16 protein-coding genes are annotated in these 20,737 nt (G+C 56.9%); 7 read left to right on the top strand and 9 right to left on the bottom strand.

Going from position 1 to position 20,737, the window contains the following annotated elements:
* Positions 1-41 precede the first annotated feature (41 nt).
* Complete coding sequence (locus KP707_RS04380) at positions 42-1,271, top strand: MFS transporter (protein WP_211495470.1); 1,230 nt, start codon at positions 42-44, stop codon at positions 1,269-1,271.
* Positions 1,268-1,849, top strand: coding sequence for a YdcF family protein (locus tag KP707_RS04375; RefSeq protein ID WP_338085306.1), 582 nt, complete (start codon positions 1,268-1,270; stop codon positions 1,847-1,849). The genes KP707_RS04380 and KP707_RS04375 overlap by 4 nt, the downstream gene beginning before the upstream one ends.
* Here the strand turns inward: KP707_RS04375 and KP707_RS04370 are convergent.
* Positions 1,843-3,102 carry an AGE family epimerase/isomerase gene (locus KP707_RS04370; protein WP_099211765.1) on the bottom strand — a complete coding sequence of 420 codons (1,260 nt, stop codon included), beginning with the start codon at positions 3,100-3,102 and terminating at the stop codon, positions 1,843-1,845. The genes KP707_RS04375 and KP707_RS04370 overlap by 7 nt on opposite strands.
* A 161-nt stretch (positions 3,103-3,263) precedes the next feature.
* On the opposite strand from KP707_RS04370, the gene rpe reads away from it, so the two are divergent.
* The 4 genes from rpe (at position 3,264) to KP707_RS04350 (ending at position 8,066) form a co-directional block, all read left to right on the top strand.
* On the top strand, positions 3,264-3,938 hold the full coding sequence (gene rpe / locus KP707_RS04365) for a ribulose-phosphate 3-epimerase (RefSeq protein ID WP_046900742.1): 675 nt from the start codon (positions 3,264-3,266) through the stop codon (positions 3,936-3,938).
* Positions 3,938-5,605 (top strand): heparinase II/III family protein, encoded by a 1,668-nt coding sequence (locus tag KP707_RS04360; RefSeq protein WP_211502293.1) that lies wholly within the window; start codon positions 3,938-3,940, stop codon positions 5,603-5,605. Before rpe ends, KP707_RS04360 begins: the two co-directional genes overlap by 1 nt.
* A gap of 10 nt (positions 5,606-5,615) precedes the next feature.
* The gene (locus KP707_RS04355; RefSeq protein ID WP_211502292.1) at positions 5,616-6,734 is read left to right on the top strand and encodes a glycosyltransferase family 4 protein; all 1,119 of its coding nucleotides are present in this window, start codon (positions 5,616-5,618) and stop codon (positions 6,732-6,734) included.
* A 105-nt stretch (positions 6,735-6,839) separates the two neighbouring features.
* Entirely contained in the window at positions 6,840-8,066 is a 1,227-nt protein-coding gene (locus tag KP707_RS04350) for an SMP-30/gluconolactonase/LRE family protein (RefSeq protein WP_215751620.1), read from the top strand.
* Between the two features lie 19 nt (positions 8,067-8,085).
* Here the strand turns inward: KP707_RS04350 and KP707_RS04345 are convergent, their stop codons facing one another.
* The 4 genes from KP707_RS04345 to tyrS form a co-directional block, all read right to left on the bottom strand.
* Complete coding sequence (locus KP707_RS04345; RefSeq protein WP_211500537.1) at positions 8,086-8,691, bottom strand: response regulator transcription factor; 606 nt, start codon at positions 8,689-8,691, stop codon at positions 8,086-8,088.
* Positions 8,688-9,812: a sensor histidine kinase gene (locus KP707_RS04340; protein ID WP_211502290.1), complete on the bottom strand. Its 1,125-nt coding sequence runs from the start codon at positions 9,810-9,812 to the stop codon at positions 8,688-8,690. The genes KP707_RS04345 and KP707_RS04340 overlap by 4 nt, the downstream gene beginning before the upstream one ends.
* Positions 9,809-10,354, bottom strand: coding sequence for a hypothetical protein (locus KP707_RS04335; protein WP_373687774.1), 546 nt, complete (start codon positions 10,352-10,354; stop codon positions 9,809-9,811). Before KP707_RS04335 ends, KP707_RS04340 begins: the two co-directional genes overlap by 4 nt.
* 94 nt (positions 10,355-10,448) lie before the next feature.
* Positions 10,449-11,699 carry a tyrosine--tRNA ligase gene (gene tyrS / locus KP707_RS04330; RefSeq protein WP_211502288.1) on the bottom strand — a complete coding sequence of 417 codons (1,251 nt, stop codon included), beginning with the start codon at positions 11,697-11,699 and terminating at the stop codon, positions 10,449-10,451.
* 189 nt (positions 11,700-11,888) lie between these two features.
* Between tyrS and KP707_RS04325 the strand changes: the two genes are divergently transcribed.
* Positions 11,889-14,678 carry a TonB-dependent receptor domain-containing protein gene (locus KP707_RS04325; protein ID WP_211502287.1) on the top strand — a complete coding sequence of 930 codons (2,790 nt, stop codon included), beginning with the start codon at positions 11,889-11,891 and terminating at the stop codon, positions 14,676-14,678.
* A gap of 114 nt (positions 14,679-14,792) precedes the next feature.
* On the opposite strand, the gene KP707_RS04320 is transcribed toward KP707_RS04325, so the two are convergent.
* The 4 genes from KP707_RS04320 to KP707_RS04305 form a co-directional block, all read right to left on the bottom strand.
* A complete protein-coding gene (locus KP707_RS04320; protein WP_211506651.1) occupies positions 14,793-17,012 on the bottom strand; it encodes a pyrroloquinoline quinone-dependent dehydrogenase in 2,220 nt (739 codons plus the stop codon).
* A complete protein-coding gene (locus tag KP707_RS04315) occupies positions 17,012-17,392 on the bottom strand; it encodes a glycerol dehydrogenase (RefSeq protein WP_211502285.1) in 381 nt (126 codons plus the stop codon). Before KP707_RS04315 ends, KP707_RS04320 begins: the two co-directional genes overlap by 1 nt.
* A gap of 87 nt (positions 17,393-17,479) precedes the next feature.
* A complete protein-coding gene (locus tag KP707_RS04310) occupies positions 17,480-19,036 on the bottom strand; it encodes a carbohydrate porin (RefSeq protein WP_211502284.1) in 1,557 nt (518 codons plus the stop codon).
* A 280-nt stretch (positions 19,037-19,316) separates the two neighbouring features.
* Complete coding sequence (locus KP707_RS04305; RefSeq protein WP_211502283.1) at positions 19,317-20,735, bottom strand: ABC transporter permease; 1,419 nt, start codon at positions 20,733-20,735, stop codon at positions 19,317-19,319.
* Positions 20,736-20,737 lie beyond the last annotated feature (2 nt).

The raw sequence follows: 20,737 nt of genomic DNA, 5'->3' as shown, positions 1-20,737 counted from the left end.
CTGTCCGTCTTCCTGTTGTTTTCAGCCTGGAGTGTCCCCTGATGCTGGGTGACACTTTCCGCTCTCTGGGGCGGCGCAATTATCGTGTCTGGGTTTGGGGAGCACTGTTCTCCAACATCGGAACATGGATGCAGTTCACGACGCAGGACTGGCTTGTTCTCACTGAATTGACCCATCACGATGCCATGGCCATTGGCATCGTGATGGCCCTCCAGCTTGCCCCGCCTCTTTTGCTTATGCTCTGGACCGGACTGATTGCAGACCGGGTTGAGAAGCATCGATTTCTGCTTTTTACCCAAGGTGCTTTGGGTGTGCTGGCCGTTGCACTGGGCCTTCTCGTCGTTACGGGATCGGTCCGTCTCTGGCAGGTGGATCTGTTTGCTTTCCTGAGTGGCTGTGTCGCCGCGTTTGACAGTCCTGTCCGTCAGACGTTTGTCGGTGAGTTGGTGGGAGAGACCGATCTTCCCAATGCCGTGGCCATCAATTCCATGTCCTATAATGCTGGGCGGATGATCGGGCCTGCGGTCGCAGGGTTCTGTATTGCGGAAATTGGTTCAGGCTGGTCGTTTGTTTTGAACGGGTTTTCTTTTTTCGGCGTCATGGGCTCTTTGCTCTTTATTCGCCGTGAAGACCTGTTTCGGCATGCCAAAGCGAGAGAAACCGAGCGCAATGCCCTGACCAGCGGACTGCGCTATGTCTGGGCGCGCGAAGACCTTCGGACGATTCTGATTATGTTGTTCATTATCGGAGCGTTTGGTCTCAATTTCCCGATCTTTATTGCGACCATGGCAGTTGGCGTGTTTCACGTCGGCGCGCATGGTTATGGAATTCTGAATTCCGCCATGGCCGTGGGCACCATTCTGGGGGGCTTTCTGGCAGCCGGCCGCAAAAAGGCAGATTTTGACGTTCTGCTGAATGGTTCATTGATTTTTGGTGTGGGGTGCCTGTTGGGAGCATTGGCCCCGACATACTGGCTTTTTGCCTGCACGTTGCTCATTACCGGCGTATCATCTCTTACATTTACAGCAACTAGTAACAGCTTCATGCAGCTCTCGAGCGACCCGTCCATGCGAGGACGCGTGCTGGCTATCCGGTTTGCTGTTTTTGCAGGATCATCCCCATTCGGTGCTCCTGTTGTGGGATGGGTTGCCAATTATTTTGGGCCGCGGTGGTCCCTGGGTGTCGGAGCACTGTCAGGGTTTTTGGCGGCAGTGGTGGCGTTGTTATACATCCTGCGCATGCGGGAGCAGCAGGGCGAGAAGCACTCGTGACCGTTCGCTGGGGAAAGCGGATTGCGGCAGCGGCGTTGGCTGGCGGTATTGTATGTACGATTTGGTGTGCATGCGTTGCCGTGATTGGTATGCGTGCGTCTGCCAGATCAGCAGAAATGGGTGTCATTTTCGGCACAGCTGTCACGGATACGGGCGTGCCAAAGCCAGCTTTGCAGGACCGTCTGGAAACCGGATTGTTACTCTGGAAAGAAAAGCGCGTTCGGGAACTGATGGTGAGCGGAGCTGTGGAAACTGCCAATCATCAGGATGAAGCTGAAATCATGGCGCACTGGCTGGAAAATCACGGTGTTCCGGCAGAAGCGATCATCGTTGATTCACAGGGAAACAATACCTGGCTGACGGCTCTGCATGTTGCGCAGGAAGCGCCGGAAGGGGCAGTCGTCGTTTCGCAGTGGTTTCATATTATGCGGGCGGAATGGGCATTACGGCATGCTGGCGTGAAAGATGTGTCAGGCGCGTATCCGAAAGTCTTTCGACTGCCAGAGCTCTACTATCTGTTCCGGGAGGCCGTGGCGCTCCCGGTGTACTGGGTGACGAAACCGACCCCTGCTCAGTAAGGCACGCCAATCTGTTCGATCGCTGTTGCAAGTGACGGAGCCAAGGGCATCATCGGTGCCAGAGTGGACTGGTAGGCATGGTAAAGGTCGCCTTTACCTTTGTAGATATGTTCTGTCGGCTCGCCTTCTGGGCTGACTTCGTTGAACCAGCTTCCAAAATCCCGATCGATCAGAGTTGTGTCGATATAATCCCAGATCGTGCGATACCAGTGCTCGTAATGTGGATTTCCCGTGCGCTTATACAGGTTGATCGCCGCAGTTAGCGCTTCTGCATGAGCCCAGTGGACGCGGGAAGGCACATGGGGTTTGTGATCCCAGTCAATTGTGTAGACCATTCCGGGAAGACCATCGACGTTCCAACCTGATTTCATACCGGTTTCGAAGAGCGCCTGTGCGTCATGAAGCATCCAGCCCGGTGCTGTTTCGCCTCTGCGGAGTAGAGCTGCTTCCAGTTTCACGGTCAGGTGAGACCATTCAACGAAATGACCCGGTGTCATGCCGTAGGGGCGTAGATCGTCCGTAGGTTTGTCCTCATGATAATTCTGCAGCAGATCCCAATTTCGGTTGAAGTGCTCGGGCATTGCGAAGCCCTGTTGTGGGGCCAGTTCATGCACAAACCGGGTGACAATCCGCAGCGCGCGGCGCAACCACTTCACATCACCTGTAACGTCCGCAAGGGCCATGAAGGCTTCTGTGGAATGCATGTTGCTATTGGCGCCGCGGTAGTTCTCTTCGTCTGACCAGTCGTCTGCGAAGCTCTCGCGCATGACGCCTTCGTCTTCAGACCAGAAATGCGTCTCGATCTGATGGATGGCATCCTTGAGGAGTGCGTTGGCACCTTCCACTCCAATCAGAACAGCAGAGGACGCGGCAAGTGCGACGAACGCATGCAGATAGGCCTGTTTGCGCTCATGAGGCTGATCCGCGAAGTGGTTCCAGCCTCCGTGCTGCTGGTCCCGAAAGGATGTCATGAGCGCATTCACGCCATGTGCGACGAGCGGCGCGCTTCCTGGAATGCCTTGGAGTTCCGCAGTCGCATAAGCGTGGACGCACCGCGCAGTCAGGGTTGCTTCTGCTTTGGCGCCTTCAGGAAGATGACCTTCCATATCCAGCCCTGCAAAACCCCCGTCGATACAACCTTCCTTGCTGAAATCCAGCAACCGACGGCCTTGCATTTCGAGCCATGCCCGGTGAGATGGTCGGCGGATCCAGGCGTCTCTACTGAGCAGAATAGGGGACAGGCGATCGGTCATAAAAACTCCATACTACGGTGGTAGTAGTCAGACAGTCTGATGAGGACGCATCAGCAGCGGTTGGGTTCCTGAGGGCCTCGTCGGCGGTACTCGCTCACGAACGCGCGGGGATGTGCGGAACTGTCTTGCGTCTGGAGGTTGCTTTGCCGATACATAACAACATGACAGAACGATCCCCGATCATTGTCGCCCCCAGCCTGCTGGCTGCCGACTTCGCCCGTCTTGGAGATGAGATTGCATCCATCTCCCGCGCGCCCTGGTTACATCTGGATGTAATGGACGGTCATTTCGTGCCGAACATCTCGTTCGGTCCTGGGGTGATCTCGGCCTTGCGAAAGCACACGGATGCGAAGTTCGACGTGCACCTGATGATCGATCCAGTGGATCCGTATCTGGAAGCAACAGCCAAGGCTGGCGCGGATCACATTACGGTGCACGTGGAAAACGCTCCCCATATTCACCGGACTCTTCAGACTATCCGTGCGCTTGGTTGCCGCCCGGGAATTGCGATCTGTCCGGGGACGCCGCCTGAAGCACTGTCAGAGGTGCTTGATCTGGTCGACATCATTCTGGTCATGACAGTGAATCCCGGGTTTGGCGGCCAGAGCTTTCTGGAGAGCCAACTGCCAAAAATCCGAACCCTGTCGCGCATGATTGAAGACAGTGGCCGTGATATCGTGCTGGCGGTTGATGGCGGCATTGACCCGGTCACAGCCCCAAAAGTGGTGGCTGCCGGCGCGCGGATGCTGGTGGCAGGGTCTGCCGTCTTTGGTAAGCCGGACCGTGATTCAGCCATTCATGCACTTGAAGGCCCGTTCAAGGAAGACAGCGCCTGATGCCCATTCGTCGCTGGATTCAGGACGCACGACTTTCACTCGCACGGCTGCCCGTTGGTGGCGGAACTTCAGAGGGACCGGTTTATATTTATCGTGACCCGTGGAAGGGGGACGCCGAGCAGGGCGCCCGCCTTGTCGCGGGTCGCTTTCGGTTTGAGCGACAGGACTATGATCTGCCGCGCGGAAAGTGGGAACGTGGCCCTTGGCCGGAACCGGCAAAACAATGGCTGCAAAGTTTTGCATGGCTGCGGGATCTGCGCGCATTAGGCAGTGACGATGCCCGCATGACGGCCCGCGCGCTTGTCGCGGACTGGGTATCGCATCCTCCAACGGATCCGTTGGTCAAGGATGCCTGCGTAACAGGTGCGCGCCTCTCATCCTGGCTGGCAAACCACGAATTCTGCCTGGCTTCGGCGGACCGTAAACTTCAGCAAAAAATCATGGATCGGATGTTGGTAGAGGGACGGACCATTGCCGCCCTTTTGCCGCTGGAACCGCAAGGCTGGCGCGGGCTGACGGCCTTGCGTGGCCTGCTTGCTGCGGCTCTGGCTATGCCGGATCACAGCGGGTTCATGACGCGCTTCCTGCGTTACCTTCCAGCGGAAATTGAACGTCTGATTCTTTCCGATGGGACGGTTGCTGAGCGGTCTCCGGAAGCACAATATCAGACGGCGCGTGAGCTTGCAGAAATGTCCGTCATGTTCCGCACAGCGCATTCGAGCGTGCCGCCCTTTATTGATGTGGCCCTGGACAGAGTCTGCCCGGTGTTGCGTGCCATGCGTCATGGTGATGGTGGTCTGGCCGTTTTTAATGGTTCCAACGAGCGTTACAGCGCGATGGTGGAAGACGTTCTGGCGCAGGGCTCCAGGCAGAAGCTGATTGCGCCCGCCATGCATCAGGGGAAATTTACCCGGCTGGCGCTCGGGAAGTCTCTGCTGATTGTGGATAGCGGTGCGCCTCCACCGACCAGTTATGATCAGGCAGCGCATGCTGGCACGTTGTCTTTCGAGTTTTCAAACCAGCGGCATCGTCTTTTCGTCAATTGCGGCAGTGCGCAGGTGGGGGCATGGGCGCAGGCGCTGAGGGCCAGTGCAGCGCATACGGTTCTGGTCGCGGATGGTTTGTCGTCCTCAGACTTCGGGCCTGACGGACATGTCACGCGGCGTCCGGCGCACGTCACCTGCGAGCACCAAAGCAGTGGGGAAGCCCATTGGCTGGATCTGTCTCATGACGGGTATCATCCACCGCTTGGAATGAAGTGGACGCGACGTCTTTACCTTGGGGCGGACGGAGAAGACCTGCGCGGGCAGGAAGTGCTTGAAGGTGAGCGCGAAACGCCGTTCGCCCTGCGGTTCCATATTCATCCGGACGTGCATGTCACACGGGACGACGAAGATATCATTCTTCAGGTGGGCGGCATGATCTGGCGCTTCCGTCAGAAGGGCGGCATGTTGCTGCTCGAAGATGACGTCTATCTGGCGCGCGGCCGGCGTGAAAAGACCAAGCAGATCGTTATCGCTTCTCTCAGGCGCGTTGTTCCTGCGGCGGAAGAGACAGCCGAGAATGGTGGAGAAGCGCAGGAAAGTGCCAAACCTGCGGCACCCTCAAAACCACTTCAGGTTGTCTCCCAGACTGTCACCTGGCTTCTGGAACGCATCCCGGAATAAAGGTGCTGTTGTGAAAATCCTTGAAATCACAAATGTTGATTTCTCCCTCCGCCAGTTCCTGTTTCCCTTAATGAAGGCGCTTCGCGCCGCCGGGCATGAGGTTCAGGGGGCCTGTGCGGAAGGTCCACATCTGGCTCCAGTACGGGCAGACGGGTTTGTCGTTCATGCCGTGCCGATGGCGCGCTCATTGTCACCGGTTGCGCAGCTTCGCGCGTTTGTCGCGCTTATCCGGCTTATTCGCCGGGAGAAGCCTGACGTCGTGCATGGACATATGCCCATCAGTGGCATTCTGGCGAGGTTTGCTGCACGTCTTTGTGGTGTCAGGATCATTGCCTACACCTGTCATGGCTTCCTGTTCAATCAACCTGGATCTTTGGCACGCCGGGTGCTCTCCGTTGTTCTGGAATGGGCCGCAGGTCGGATCACCGATTTGTACATGACCGTCTCGGTTGAAGAGGCACGGGACGCACGACGCCTGCACCTGAATGCGCATCCCGTTGCTATCGGTAATGGCCGTGACCCCAAGCGCTATCATGCCAATCCCTTGGTGCGCGCCCGGATCCGTAGGGAGTTGGGTGTTCCGGAAGATCGCCCTGTGGTCATCGTGGTTTCGCGACTGGTGCGCCACAAAGGCCATCCCGAACTTCTGCGAGCCATGGAAGATGTGCCAGGAGCTGAACTCTGGGTTGTGGGGGAACGGCTGCCATCTGATCATGGCGATGCCCTCGGGCCCGCGTTTGACAGAGCCAGACAGCTTTTGGGCCCGAGGTTGCGGATGCTGAGTTATCGGGAAGATGTGCCCGATCTTCTTGCCGCCGCAGACGTGTTTGCGCTTCCAAGCCACTTTGAAGGGCTTCCCATGTCCGTCATTGAAGCGATGCTGACGGAATTGCCTGTGGTGGCGACTGATGTTCGCGGTCCACGAGAACAGGTCGTCGATGGACAGACCGGCTTTCTGGTGCCTCCCGGCCTGTCGGCGCCCTTGGCTCGTGCGCTGAAAACAGTGACACAGGATCTGCCTCTGGCGCGCGCTATGGGAGAGCGGGGGCGGCAGCGGGCGGTTGCGTCCTATAGCGAAAAACGGATCATGGACCTCGTGGTGCGTCTGATCGAGGCTGAAGCGCGATAGACGTTTTTCTCGAAATTCTCTGGTATTTTCTAGTTATTCCGAAATTTTGATTTTCGCCTTTCAGGAAAACAACGAGAATAGGCACGTTCTATTTGGAGAGGGACGATGTCTGACGAAACGAGTGTTCAGACTGACGGGAATAGCCGGTCAGGTGTTCTTCTGGCGCGCCGTACGGTTCTTTCGGGGGCGGCGGGGCTGGTCTGTCTTAGTGCCGCCAAAGCCAAAGCGGCTCAGCCGCAGGTGGCAGTAGAACCGCCGAGTGTTGTCAGCCAGCCACCTAGAGCGTGGGGCGAGAAAGCAGGTCCCAGTTATCTGCCTGATCCTGACGTGATTGCGATTGATCCCTCGTTTCGTGATCTGACGTATTTCGCGGCCCCCATTCGTCGCGTGTGGGATCAGGGCGGTTGGCTGGAAGGCCCTGCATGGAGCAGTGAAGGGCGCTTTCTGGTTCTCAGTGATGTTATTCGCTCCCGTGCGTTACGCTATATTTGGGAAACTGGAGAAATCACGGATTTCCGCCCCGATGGCTATGCAGCCAATGGGAACTGCTTTGATTTCGATGGCCGGCTTGTTGTCTGTGAAGATTTTTTCCGGCGCGTCGTGCGGTGGGAGCACGACGGAAGCGTCAAGGTTCTCGCGGATAAGTTTGACGGGAAGGGGTTAAATTCCCCCAACGATGTTGTGCCTCACCCCGACGGGAGCTTGTGGTTCACGGACCCCGGTTACGGCACGAATATTACGGAAGGTCATGCGGATGAACCCGGTGGGCCCGCCAATCCGGACGGAAAAATTCGCTGGAATATTGGCCGTGAACTGACGGGTGAAATTGGGGGGACCAAACGACAGAGTGACCATGTCTTTCGCATTGCCCCGGATGGAACGCTTCAGGCCGTTTTGCAGGAAAAGGATCTACTTGATCCGAATGGCTTGTGTTTTTCTCCCGACTACAAAAAGCTTTACGTCGTTTCGACGCCTAAAGGGCCGGGGCAGAAAGCGGGTGGCGATCAGGCCATCCATGTCTATGACGTGAATGGCAGTAGCCTTACCAACGGGCGCATTTTTGCGGACATGAAGTTGAATGGCGCGCAGATGAACCCGGATGGCATTCGTGTGGATGTATTCGGGAACTTGTGGTGTGGCGCGTCGGGTCCGCTCGGCTTATGCGGGGTGTTTGTTTTTAATCCGGCGGGCAAGCTCATTGGTCGGCTTCGCTTGCCGCAGGGGTGCTCAAACCTGACGTTCGGTGGCCCGAAACGCGACCATCTGTTCATGTGCGCAGCCGGGTCACTGTTTGTGCTTCAGGTTGGCGTGCAGGGATTTGCGCCGTCCTGAGCCCGCGTTGCGGCTGGGGTCAGAGCCAGCCGTTCTGCCGGGCGACGCGCCCGGCTTCAATCCGGTTACGGGCATCGAGTTTCTGAACAATTTCCGAGAAGTAGTTACGGACTGTCCCGGCTGACAGCGAGAGCTCTTCGGCAATCTCCTTGTTCGTGCGCCCGGCTTCAGCCAGACGGAGCATGGACCGTTCACGGTCTGACAACGGGTCGGGCAGGGCATCCCAGACAGATTCTGCCAGATCTGATGCAATGGCCCGTCCCCCGGAAGCGACTTTCCGAATAGCGTCTGCAAGTTGCGTAATCGGGGCATCCTTGAGCATGTATCCCCGCACGCCTGCCTGAAGGGCACGGCGCAGATATCCGGCACGGCCAAAGGTCGTCACGATCATGACACGGCTTGGAAGGCCCTGCTCCCGAATTTTTTCTGCCAGTTCAATGCCTGTCATGTTCGGCATTTCGATGTCTGTGATGATGACATCCGGGCGCAGGTCGGCCGCGAGCTGGAGCGCTCGTTGCCCATCTGGTGCGCGCCCCACGATCTGAATGTCTTCTTCAAGGCCAAGAAGCGCTTCAAAAGCATCCAGAAGCATGGCTTGGTCTTCGGCCAGAATAAGGCGGATCATGGGGTAATACTCGCTGTGAGTCGGAGGCCGCTGGAGGTATGGCTTAGCATTAAAGAGCCTCCCGCAGCGGCAAGACGTGTTCTCATGCCACGAAGGCCGTTTCCTTCCTGCGGAGGGGCCGGAGACCGGCCTGACTGCTGGGCGCCATCATCTTCAATGCGAATGGCACAGGGTTGCCCCCCAGCATCACAGTCAAAACTGATGGTGCAATGTCGCGCACCGGAATGACGGATCACATTCGTGACGGCCTCTCGCAATGCCATCGCGAGAACGCTGCTTTGTGGGTGATCTTCGAGGCGCTCAGCGTGATGAATGGTCAGACTGATGGACGCTGCTTCAAGCGCCTTGCGGGCACGCTCCAGCTCATGCTGCAGGGAGGCACCATTCATGCCGGTGACGGCCTCACGGACTTCTTTCAAAGACGTTCGGGCAATCTGTGTGATGTCCTGAAGTTCTCGCTGTGCGCGGTCGGGGTGAGTCTCGAACAGGCGGTTGGCCAACTCGGCTTTGACTGAAATGACCGTCAGGGAATGGCCCAGAAGATCATGTACATCCCGCGCGATACGCTCGCGCTCTGCTGTGGCGGCCAGAGTCCGGATTTCGTGTTGTGCCTTGCGGAGTTGCAGGTTTTGCAGGCCCAGCTTCCACTGCATCCACGTCCCGATATAGGTGATGATGCTAAAGAAGGCCCCGATGCTCGCGTGGAGCATGGATTTGTCCTGAAGCCAGACAAACGCGAACAGGGCGATCTGCAAACATACAATTGTCAGGACAGCTTGCCGCATCTGCCTGAAACAGGCGCACATGGCGGTGGCATAAATATTGAAGACCAGCCAGTCGCCCTGCGTCCATGCGGTCGCAAAGCCGATAAGGGCCGTGAAGATAATTTCTGGCAGCCCATAATACCGGTCATTGCGGTAAGGCGCGAAATATAGCAGCAGGAAAACGCCTGTTGCCCCAGCAGAAAACAGGGCTGCCGGAAAGGTGGGTGCTCCATGGATCAACCAGGGAATAGGGTAGATCAGAAGATAAACGAGATAAGAGACCCGATACCGGTTGAAGCTCGGCCAGTTGTCTTCCTTGTTTCCAGGAAGCGGAATGAAGGTCTCTATTTCTGTCATGAGGGCAACGCGTTCTTCGGCAGAAAGGACAGGGTTCCGGAATTGCGCAGACGGATAACGGCACCGACCCAGATGGCCAGAGCGGTTCCAAAGCCTGCGACTTCAAGATGTAGCGGTTCTGGAAGCAGGAAAGAAAGAGCTGACACGCTGACAATCACAAAACCCATGATGACGTGAATGGGTTCGTGCATCGCGCGGCCCATAGGGATGTACGAAAGGCCAATAATGCATCCGAGCAGCGGGTAAAGCAGTTCCGGATGATGCGTGCTGCGGACGGACGTAATCATTACAGTAATGGCAATGATGCGCATGATCTTTACACGGCGCAGCAGGGCCGCGTCCCAAATGCGCTCGGGGCGACACTGGATCAGGTCGCGTCTGGCAAACCCGGCAAGCAGGACTAGCGTGATGACAGCAATCGGGATGGCCATGGCCATTGTGGAAACATGCGCTGCCATGGCACCGCGTGCTGCCCAGACGACGGCGAACAGCAGTCCGGCGGCATCGGTGGAAAGGGCTTTCCAGTTTTTCTGATTTGTCACGACCGCAGACTCCACTGTTTCGGAAAGATTATGACACAAGCCATGATCCGAAACAGTGAAGGACGTCATGACAAGGTCATGACATCTGTCAGGTTCAGACCGGACGGATAAGAATGTGCTTCTTTTTGCCGGACGAGACCTTCAGCGTGCCTTCGCGTAAATCCTCAAGGGTGAAGGTCTGGTTTTCATCGGAAATGACGGCGTCATTGACGCGGCCACCACCGCCACGGATCAGCCTACGGGCCTCACCGCCACTGGCGGCCAGTCCGGCCTCCTGAAATACTCGGAACGCCGGTAGACCTTCGGCCAGCATATCGGCGGGAAGATCGACTTCCGGAAGAGCTGCCGTTGTGGAGCCCTGTTCAAAGACCTTGCGGGCCGTCTCGGCAGCCTCTTCTGCCGCCGTGCGTCCGTGACAGATCGCAGTAGCTTCCGTGGCAAGGATCTTCTTGGCTTCGTTGATGTCTGCCCCTTCAAGTGCGCCCAGACGTTCGCATTCTTCCACAGGCAGATCCGTGAAGAGCTTGAGGAAGCGGCCGACATCGGCGTCTTCCGTGTTGCGCCAGAACTGCCAGTAGTCAAAGACCGAGCGCTTCTCGGCGCGGAGCCATGTGGCACCTTGTGCAGACTTGCCCATCTTTACGCCGGACGACGTGGTGACGAGAGGCGTGGTGAGACCAAACACCTGCTTGCCATCAGTGCGGCGCGTCAGGTCGATACCGGCAACAATGTTGCCCCACTGGTCCGAACCGCCCATCTGAAGCACCGCACCATGGCGACGGTTCAGTTCACGGAAGTCGTAGGACTGAAGGATAGAGTAGTTGAACTCCAAAAACGTCAGACCCTGCTCACGGTCCAGACGCTGCTTCACACTCTCGAAAGACAGCATACGGCTGATGGAGAAATGAACGCCGACGTCCTGTAACAGGTTGATGTAGGACAGCTTGTCCAGCCATTCCGCATTATTGGCGAGGATCGCGCCGCTGGATGGGTCTTCATCGCTGAAGGTGATGAACTGACGCAAGGACTGCTCAATGCCAGCGATGTTGTGCGCGATGGTGTCGTTCGTCATGAGCGAGCGGGCTTCGTCACGGAAAGACGGATCACCGATCTTTGCCGTGCCGCCACCCATCAGGGCAATCGGGCGATGACCATGCTTCTGCAGCAGGCGCAGCGCCATGATGGACATGGCATTTCCCACATGCAGGGAGTCCGCCGTCGGGTCGAAGCCTACATAGGCAGTAATCGGTCCAGCCAACATGGCTTCATCGAGGGCGTCGAGGTCGGTGCACTGGAAAATCAGGCCGCGTGCCTGGGCTTCGAGAAGGAACGGACTCTTTGGCATGGATCGGTCTTGCTGCTGCGCTGTCGGAAAAGGGGAAGGTCTGTTTATCATAACATCGCGCAAAGCACGACCATGTGCCCCATGACACTGGACGCAACGGGATGGTCATTGTTTGTCGCTTGAATGACGGCACCGTCGGTCACTAGAGATATGTTATATCGTAACATAATGTCTGAGTGTGTATCCCTCATGTCTGTCCGTCCTTTTCGGAAAGCTGTTCGTCCTCTTTATCCGGCTCTGATTGGCGGCATGATGTGGAGCCCTGTCGTTTTTGCAGATGACCGGACAGAGACCCTCAAGTCCTCGAAGTCCGAGGATATTGTTGTAACGGGATCTTATCTTGGAGGGGCGGGGAACAAGACCGCCAATCCGGTTCAGATCATTTCGGCGAAGGATATTCAGAAAACTTCGGCCATCTCCCTTGGAGATTATCTGACGCGTCTGCCCTCTGTCGGCTCATCAGGAACACCCAATACCCGCACGAACGGCGGTGGGGGCGTGTCCTGCACAGACCTGCGCAATCTGGGGCAGGGGCGTGTTCTGATCCTCATGGATGGCAAGCGCACGGCGATGAATGCTGGCTCGGAATGTGTGGATCTCAATGCCATCCCCGTACAGCAGATCGACCGGATCGAGATCCTGAAGGATGGGGGGTCCGAGCTTTATGGAGCGGATGCTGTCTCAGGCGTCATCAATATCCGGCTGAAACATGATCTGACGGGTGGAAACCTGACGATCAAGGGCGGCATCACACAATATGGAGATAGTCGATCCGGGCTGATTTCTGGCTACAAGGGCTTCAATTTCGATCATGGCCGGGGCAACGTCACCCTGTTTGGTCAGTACGATACGACCGGACCGATTTCTTCACGGGATCGACGATGGGCTGCGCTGCCGCAGAACGACAATCCGGCTTCTGGAGCGCCAGGTTTTGGCTCCTCCATCATCCCATCAGGCGTGGCGTTTAATCCGGTTACGGGGAAGCGCATGGTCCCTGACGGCAATGGCAGTTTTCGGGCCTTTCAGTCTTCGGATCTGTATAATTTCGCTGAAGGCTCAATGCTCCAGAACTATCATCAGAATGCGGCCTTGTCTGGTGATACCCATTACGATCTGAACTCACACATCACGCTGTATTCCAACGTTCGTTACAGTCACACTACGGCGTCCCGGCAGCTTTCCCCATCTCCTGTGCAAGGAAGCATCCCGCCTTCCAGTCTTCCGTCTTCCTGGATCATTCCAGCGGATAGCCCTGATAATCCATGGGGTAAGGATTACGCTGTGACGAAGCGGATGGAAGATGTCGGATACCGGCAAAATGATTTTGCTGTGGATACCTGGACGGTCATTGGTGGTGCCAAAGGACGCATTGTCGGGGACTGGCAGTATGATGCCTCTATGACTTACGGCGTCAGTCAGTTGACGGCGCAGACGCAGAATATGGTCAACTATCGCCATCTGCTGGAAACGACAGGCACGGAACAGCTTGATCCATCCCGTTCGTCGAGTGCGGTGCGATATAATCCGGATATCTGTGTGGCTGCTTCAGGCTGCATTCTGCAAAACCCGTTCGCATCGTATTCAGAGCAGGCTGTAAATTACGTCCGGTTTACGCAGCGCGACCACGCGGATTACCAGATGCGGGACGTCAATCTGCGCTTTCATAACAATCATGTTCTGAGCCTGCCATACCGTCACGGCGGTCAGCTCGGTCTCGCATTCGGGATGGAACACCGGAGCGAGCAGCTAAGCTACAAGCCTGATCCCGTTGTGGAGCGTGGGGATTCCACGGGCGCAACAACGGCTTACACGGGTGGCGGCTTTCATGTGACGGAAGGGTATGTCGAAGGGAAAATCCCGCTTCTCGAGCATGCGTTTCTGGCGCGGGATCTAACCGTCGATCTTCAGGGCCGTGTCTCGGCCTATAATACATTCGGCACGACGAAGAACTGGAAGGTGGGGCTGCACTGGACGCCTGTTCAGGACATAGCTTTCCGCGCGACGCTGGGAACGTCCTACCGGCAGCCAAGCATTTACAGTCTCTATGGCGGTCGCACGCTGAGCTATCCATCCGCGTCCGACCCATGCAGTCAGGCGGGAGCTTACGGTGCGCGGGCTGGGACGGTTCGGGCAAGGTGCCTGTCTGAAGGGATCAACCCCGAGACGTTCAATTCGGCGTTCGTGGGGCAGTTGCCCACGCTGTCGGGCGGAAATGCGGCTCTAAAGCCAGAAACGGGCCGTACCTATACAATCGGAACAGTCGTTACGCCGCACTGGGTGCCGCATCTCTCGCTATCCGTAGAATACTGGCACTACACGTTGCAGAACATGATTTCAGCACCGGGGACGCAGTATATTCTGGACGGATGCTATACGGGAACGGAGCCTCAGCTTTGCTCGCTGGTTTCGCCACGGTCCACAAGCGGGCAGCTTACGGCGATTTCTGCCGTTCAGCAGAATCTTGGTGGCCTGCGCACGAACGGTCTGGATATCGACCTGACATATCGGATGCGTCTGGGGCGGCAGGATAGTCTGTCCCTGTCCGAGAACTATCAGCAGTTGATTGGGTATTTCCAGCAGTACACACCCGGTGGTGCATGGCGGAATTACACGGGGCGACTGCTCTATCTGTCTGGCAGCGGGATGCCGCGTGAGCGGAGCTACACTACGGTCAGCTGGCAGCATGGCGCATTCAGCCTGACCTACATGGTGCAGTATATTGGCGGGATGCACTGGAATGACGGCACGAACGATCTGGCACCGCAGACGGTCGGGCGTACGCGCTCACCGGGCGTTTTCCTTCAGGATGTGACGGTGGGATATCGGGCAGGACGCTGGACGGTCAATACGGGCATCAACAACCTGTTCAACAGGCAACCGCCTTTCGTGGTGGATGGGGCATCCAATACGGCTGTGGCGCAGTATTCGGGCTTTATTCCGGGCCGCTACGTGTTTGCGCAGGCAGGTGTGGATTTCTGAAAAGCATAAAAGAGAGGCGTCCGCGTGTGACGCCTCTCTGGTTTCAGTCCGGGTATTCAGTCTGGACTGACCTGCCCATACTCAGTTGTACAGGCAGGGGTTTGCATAAGTTTTTCAGTGCTTGATGGCGTCTGGCAGAGCGTAGACCACAAGCTGGTCAGTAACCGGTGTCATCATGAAGTGATGTCCCCCAGCCATGATGGCAACGTACTGGTGGCCGTTGGCTTCGTAGGTCATCGGGTTGGCCTGACCGCCACCCGGGAGCACCGCGCTCCACACAACCTTACCGGTGTGTTCGTCAATGGCACGGATCTGGTTATCCGTAGCCGCGGCGATGAACACCAGACCACCAGCCGTCACGACAGAACCGCCATTGTTCGGTGTTCCAATCTCCCATGACAGGCCGGTGGGGAGCCCCCAGGGGCCATTGGCACGAGCTGTTCCCAGCGGATGCTGCCACAGCACTTTCTGACCATGCTTCATGTCGATGGCCGTGATCATGCCGTAAGGCGGGCGATGGCACAGCATCTTGGTGAACGGGTCCCAGAAAGGGGCAATGGCGATGGCATAAGGTGTGCCTTCCATCGGGCCATTCCCTTCAGCCGCCCCGGCACCCGGTTTGTAATGCGGGTCGTCGATCGGCATCAGCTTCAGGGCATCGGCCTTCCGGCGGGTGATGAGCTGGGCATACATCGGTGATGCATTCCAGTTGGCAATCAGGATGCCGGTGTTTGGGTCATAGGACATGGAACCCCAGTCACTGCCACCATTGTTGCCGGGATACATGATCCAAGGCTTGTCCAGACTTGGGGCCGTGAACTCACCGTCATAATGCGCGCTGCGGAATTTGATCCGGCAGTAGAGCTGATCGATCGGAGACATGCCCCACATGTCTTTTTCGCGGAGTTCCGGCATCCGAAGGGCGGGCATTCCGACAGACCAGGGCTGCGTCGGCGCGCGGCTGTCACCAGGGACATGTCCTGCTGGAGCAGGGCGCTCCTCCACGGGCAGGATTGGCTTGCCCGTTCTGCGGTCCAGCACAAAAGTCTGGCCACGTTTGGTTGGAACAATCAGAGCCGGTGCCAGCACGCCGTCTGGCCCCCGAAGGTCCATCATTGTGACCTGAGAACCCATGTCATAATCCCAGACATCCTTGCGGGTCGTCTGATAGACCCAGCGTGGGGAGCCTGTCTTGACATCGAGGGCAACGATCGACGTGGAAATGGCATTTTCTGCTGGGCTACGCAGCCCGCTGTAGTAGTCGCCGCCAGCATTGCCAGTCGGGACGTACACAAGGCCCTGTGCATTATCTCCGGTCATGGCCGCCCATGAGTTCGGCGTACCACGGCTATAGTGGTGATTGCCCGTTGGCTGGCTGTGATCGTCAGGATTGCCAACATCCCAGGCCCAGACAAATTTTCCGCTTTCAGCATCGTAACCCCGGATCACGCCAGACGGTGCCCAGCGACGCTGACCATCCAGCACTTCGTGATTGACGACGACAATACCGTTCACCACAGGTGGCGGAGCCGTTATGGCCACGAAGCCGGGGACGGATTCACCCATGCCCTGCATCAGGTTGACCTGTCCGTTATGGCCAAACGCGGGGCAGAATTCACCTGTTGCCGCATCAACGGCCACGAGGCGCATATCCAGTGTGCCTTCAATGATGCGGTTGTGGCAGGGCTGACCCTCTGGCACGGCAGCAGACGTGAAATACGTCACACCCTTGCAGGCTGCCGTGTAGGGAATAGATTCGTATTTGACGTTCAAATTCTGGCGCCAGATCTCTTTTCCAGTCACCGGGTCCAGCTTCATGATGTCGTTCTGAGCTGAGCACATGTAGAGGCCGTCACCCACCTTGATGGGTGTGGTTTCAGCCGCCCATTTGTTGGTCTGACCCGGGCGTGGATAGCTGCCCGTATGGTAAGTGAACGCGACCTTCAGGTTGTTGACCGTCTCGGGGGTTAGTTCTGTCAGAGGGGAATAGCGCGTCTGGTTATCGTCACGGCCATAGGCCGGCCAGTCTTCATGCGCCGGGCTTGCACTCTGCTGGGGCGCCATGGATGGAATTTCGGAAATGTCGATTGATTCGATATCCGGCAGGTTTGCAGCATTGACGCCCGGAGCCTGCGGGGCATACGGAGAGGGTCCGGCAAAATAGCTTGAATCCGCCGGTGTGTTTTCCTTGGGTTCGTCGGCGTTGCCCGGGCCGGGAATAGTCGCCGAAGGTGGCCCCCCAGAGCCTGCGGGAGCAAACTGAGCGTGGGCGGCGAGAGGTGAACAGGCAAGCGCGAGGCCTGTGGCTGTTGCGAGAAGGTGAGACCGACGCATCAGACGGCTCCTCTGAGTGTACGGCGGGATTCCAGGCGGCGAAGGACCGGAATGGTCAGGACCACAAGAATGCCGAGAATGGTCGGGCCGAAAGCGCGCGGCAGAAGGTCAATCGGGCTAACCCCGACTTCCCACAGAGACCAGACCCATGTGTAGGCCAGGGCGCCGAGGTACAGGAACGCGCCGAGCGTGCGGCCCATCACCATGAACACCCCGCTGGCAACCAGCACGATCCCGCAAATGACGTAGTAAACAGAGCCGCCCAGCATCGCGAGGTCAGCCCCCATGATGACAAAGATCAGGCCCACAAGAAGAATAACGACCCCCAGAAGCAGCGTCAGCCACTCCGTCAGGGTCTTCGTGCCGTTACGGACAGCCATGGACGTGTTCTCCGGTAAGGGATGTCCTATTTCTGCCGCAAGAATTGATTTTGGAATGATTCATGATTCCGGTTTCCATGTGTGGTCTTAGAAAGTAATTCCGGTTTCGAAATCCAGTATCAGTGGATTTTTGTACCGGTTGGTTCCGCCTGTGCTCCAGATGTACTGGGCACCAGGGCGGATCAGCAGCCATGGGGTGGGGCGCCATCCGTAGTTCAGTTCGATGGCGTGTTCGCCACTTGGGCGGTAAAGACCGGTGGCGCCATTTTTCTGAAGTTCGGCGACCCAGTTGGCCATCTTGGCGTTCACCCAGAGGAACTTCATGCCGAGGCTAACTGTGTCATCGGGGCGATTTTTGAACGTGCCTTTGCGTGTCAGGCCCCAGTCCACGAAGTATGGCGCGATGGCCGTTCTCGGATCACCCCAGGTGAAGGACGCAAAAAACGATGTGCCGCGATGTGCATCCCCTGCGTCGCGCTGGATCATGCGATCGAACTGGAACCATCCGCCGAAGCGTCCCCTGACTTTTGCTGTTGGTGCACTAACTAGATAGTTACTTGGAATTTCAAACATTCCATATTGGGAGTACACATTGTTGACCTGTGACGTATCCCAGTATCCGCCGATCTTGACGTTGGTCTGAAGGGGGCCACTGTAATCGTCTTTTCCGCCCTGATGCCAGACAAGCTGGAAGGGCAGAAAGGTGCCGGTGGCGCCGTGCAGGTTCATCTTCCACCCGTTATGGGTGTTTCCAATCGTCGGATCAGCAGAATAGACGCCAAACTGAATGGAATAATGGTTGTTTCCGGCAGGGTAGAATTTCACCCATGCTCCGGGATGGGCCGTCGGATAGTATCCATAGCCTGAGTTGTAAGCGATGGACTGTGGCATGCCGCAGATGGCGTTGGTCTGGAACTGACAGTAGTTGTTCATGCCCCAGTAGATGGACCATGTTTCGAAGTCGGTTTCAGAGTTGATTTCGCCGATCGTCGTTGAAACGTAGCGGTTCCAGTTCATCTCCCAGGACAGCAGAGACAAACGCACTGTGGGAGAGCCATAGATTTCCTGCGGACTGTTTAGTGCAGGAAGTTTTGCACCGAGGCCCTGTCCCGCGCGGGAGGTCACGATGAAGTGGAACAGGCCGATGCTGTAGCCTGTGAGCTTCTTGAGATCGAAATCAAAATTCAGGCCGATTTCGTGTGCGTACCTCACATTCTGGGACTTGCCGCCCATCGGGTTGCCAGCAGAATCCTGAAAGTAATGGCCCGTGATGTTCACGCCCTTGTCCGTCAGCCATGGGCGCCAGCCGCCCCAGTCCCCGGTCATGGTGCTTTGCTTCATCCAGTCATGCAGGCTGGCGGGAAGAAAGGACTGATCCGTTGTTATCGGCTGGGCAAGATCGTTCACGCTAGGTTGGGATGGTGTGACGGTTACGGGCTTGGGAGCAGGACGGATGGTCTTGATACGGGTTTTTGCATTGCTCCTGTAGCGAAGGGCTGCATGTTCCGAGGTTGTTCGCTCATCCTCGGATACGGTTGCGGTGGAAGATTGCGCCCGTGCAGTGCCTGTGGTGAAGGCAAATCCTGACGTAATGGCGCAGACCAGTCCCAGCGATTTGACCCATTGTCTCTCGAACGGCTGCATATTCTCAACGGCCGGGCGGGCCGTGTCCCAACTCTGCTTAAGTAACGGACCGTTCCGTTACATGAACATGAATCTATCTCACGAGACGGACGAGGCCCGGGAATGACAAAGAAGAGAGAAGTTTTACAGACGCTCTTTTTGTAATTTTGAAGAAAGGGTTCTATTTGTTTTCATTAATGTTTTTCTTGGAAAGACTGCCAAAATCCATTTGAGCGGTCATAATCCAAAGGCAGGATCACGCTTGCGTGTCCCTCCGCACAAGGCCTGCCTGGTGAAGGTCCTATTCGGTTTCGTAGGGCCAGTCTGCCTTGCTGAGACTGCGAGGCGCAAGGACATAGGCCACGCAGCCCAGAGCTACGGAAAGTCCTGCGATCACGCCCGCAATCCGTGTTCCCATAATGAATGGGTTGCAGGTTTGCAGAAGGAAGATCGGAATGAAATTGAAGGCATAAACAACGCCCTTCCAAGGATTTCCGCTCACCAGAAAAGGAAGAGCCCCGCAGAGGGCAAAGCCAAGCGCCAACCCCATAAATTCCAGACTGAACACCAGAGTGTCGCGCAGAGCGAATGATGTAATCAGGGCGTATGGAATGATCAGGCTGAGAACACGCAGCGGTATCGTGACGGAAAGGCGGGAAAGCTTTGCCGAAAAGACAGACCGGACAAAGGAAAGACGATCGCCAAAACGCCCGGTAATCAGCAGGAGAGGCCAATGCTGCCGTTGAGTAAGCCAGTTGTCGCTAACGGCGATCATCGCGCCTGCGCTGAAGACAAGTGGCTTCCAGCATGCTGCGAAACTCTTGTGAGTGAAGAGCGACATTCCCATTGCCGATATGGACATCAGAACAGGAATGAACAGGCAGCTTAGCAGGATGTCAGTTTTGAGTGTCAGAGGTGAGGTCGGTGCCAGCAGCATCTGGCGAAGCTGATAGAATGTGATGGGTTTGCGGGCCCGTGCCTTTGCTTTGCCATAAGGAAAATCTGGCAGGGCATCTTTCAGAGACGCAGAAGCGTCGAGAGCATGCGGAGTAGCCGGAGCACCGTGAAGGCGGTTGGGCAGGGAGAGAATACTGACGATCATGACCAGCAAAAGACAAACATCTGCTGGAATGGTGAGGATGGGTGGACGCGTCAGAAGCCACAGGCTGGCATTTGAGAGGAGGAGGAGGCCGAATTGCCCCAGTATCAGCATGCCCCCTGCCAGACCGATCAGAACGCGTAGTTTCTGGGACTGGCCTTGGGGCGGGACGTACCACTGCAGCACGGTAGGGATTGAATTGAACAGCACAAAGAAGAGGGCGTCGTGGAACGGAATCGGCGCGAAACTCAGGGCCGTGCTGAGCAGTAAGACGGACACGACATCCACGATGCAGACTGCTCTTGCTTCCGCTAAAGCCAATCCGGGAATAGCAGGAGCCTGAGCTGCACCGATCTGTCTTGTAGCATGCAGTTGCAGGCAGTTCTGGATGAACATGGATGTGAGGATGAGACTGACAACATTGGCGTGCGACAGAGCCTGCTCAAATGTCTCATGCGTCAGAAGCCTGTGCAGCCTCCGAAGATCCATTAAGGACGTAAACAGAAAGAACCCAACTGAAATCAGCAGGTAGTTTGCACGAAGGAATACGGGGCTGGCGTAGAGTTGCAGGGCTCGCCAGAGGTCAGACCATTCCTGCCGGGTGAGGGAGAGGCTGCCCATGG

Origin of the sequence: Gluconobacter sp. P5E10 (assembly GCF_018812145.1) — a bacterium.
Taxonomy (GTDB): Bacteria; Pseudomonadota; Alphaproteobacteria; order Acetobacterales; family Acetobacteraceae; genus Gluconobacter; species Gluconobacter cerinus.
Note: the sequence above shows the minus strand (reverse complement) of the source record. Positions and strands in the feature narration are given on the sequence as shown.

Coding starts and splice junctions, on each gene's coding strand:
- KP707_RS04350 (WP_215751620.1), top strand. CDS start 6,840: ATGTCTGACGAAACGAGTGTTCAGACTGACGGGAATAGCCGGTCAGGT.
- KP707_RS04315 (WP_211502285.1), bottom strand. CDS start 17,392: ATGGCTGTCCGTAACGGCACGAAGACCCTGACGGAGTGGCTGACGCTG.
- KP707_RS04360 (WP_211502293.1), top strand. CDS start 3,938: ATGCCCATTCGTCGCTGGATTCAGGACGCACGACTTTCACTCGCACGG.
- KP707_RS04320 (WP_211506651.1), bottom strand. CDS start 17,012: ATGCGTCGGTCTCACCTTCTCGCAACAGCCACAGGCCTCGCGCTTGCC.
- tyrS (WP_211502288.1), bottom strand. CDS start 11,699: ATGCCAAAGAGTCCGTTCCTTCTCGAAGCCCAGGCACGCGGCCTGATT.
- KP707_RS04310 (WP_211502284.1), bottom strand. CDS start 19,036: ATGCAGCCGTTCGAGAGACAATGGGTCAAATCGCTGGGACTGGTCTGC.
- KP707_RS04325 (WP_211502287.1), top strand. CDS start 11,889: ATGTCTGTCCGTCCTTTTCGGAAAGCTGTTCGTCCTCTTTATCCGGCT.
- KP707_RS04370 (WP_099211765.1), bottom strand. CDS start 3,102: ATGACCGATCGCCTGTCCCCTATTCTGCTCAGTAGAGACGCCTGGATC.
- KP707_RS04345 (WP_211500537.1), bottom strand. CDS start 8,691: ATGATCCGCCTTATTCTGGCCGAAGACCAAGCCATGCTTCTGGATGCT.
- rpe (WP_046900742.1), top strand. CDS start 3,264: ATGACAGAACGATCCCCGATCATTGTCGCCCCCAGCCTGCTGGCTGCC.
- KP707_RS04380 (WP_211495470.1), top strand. CDS start 42: ATGCTGGGTGACACTTTCCGCTCTCTGGGGCGGCGCAATTATCGTGTC.
- KP707_RS04340 (WP_211502290.1), bottom strand. CDS start 9,812: ATGACAGAAATAGAGACCTTCATTCCGCTTCCTGGAAACAAGGAAGAC.
- KP707_RS04305 (WP_211502283.1), bottom strand. CDS start 20,735: ATGGGCAGCCTCTCCCTCACCCGGCAGGAATGGTCTGACCTCTGGCGA.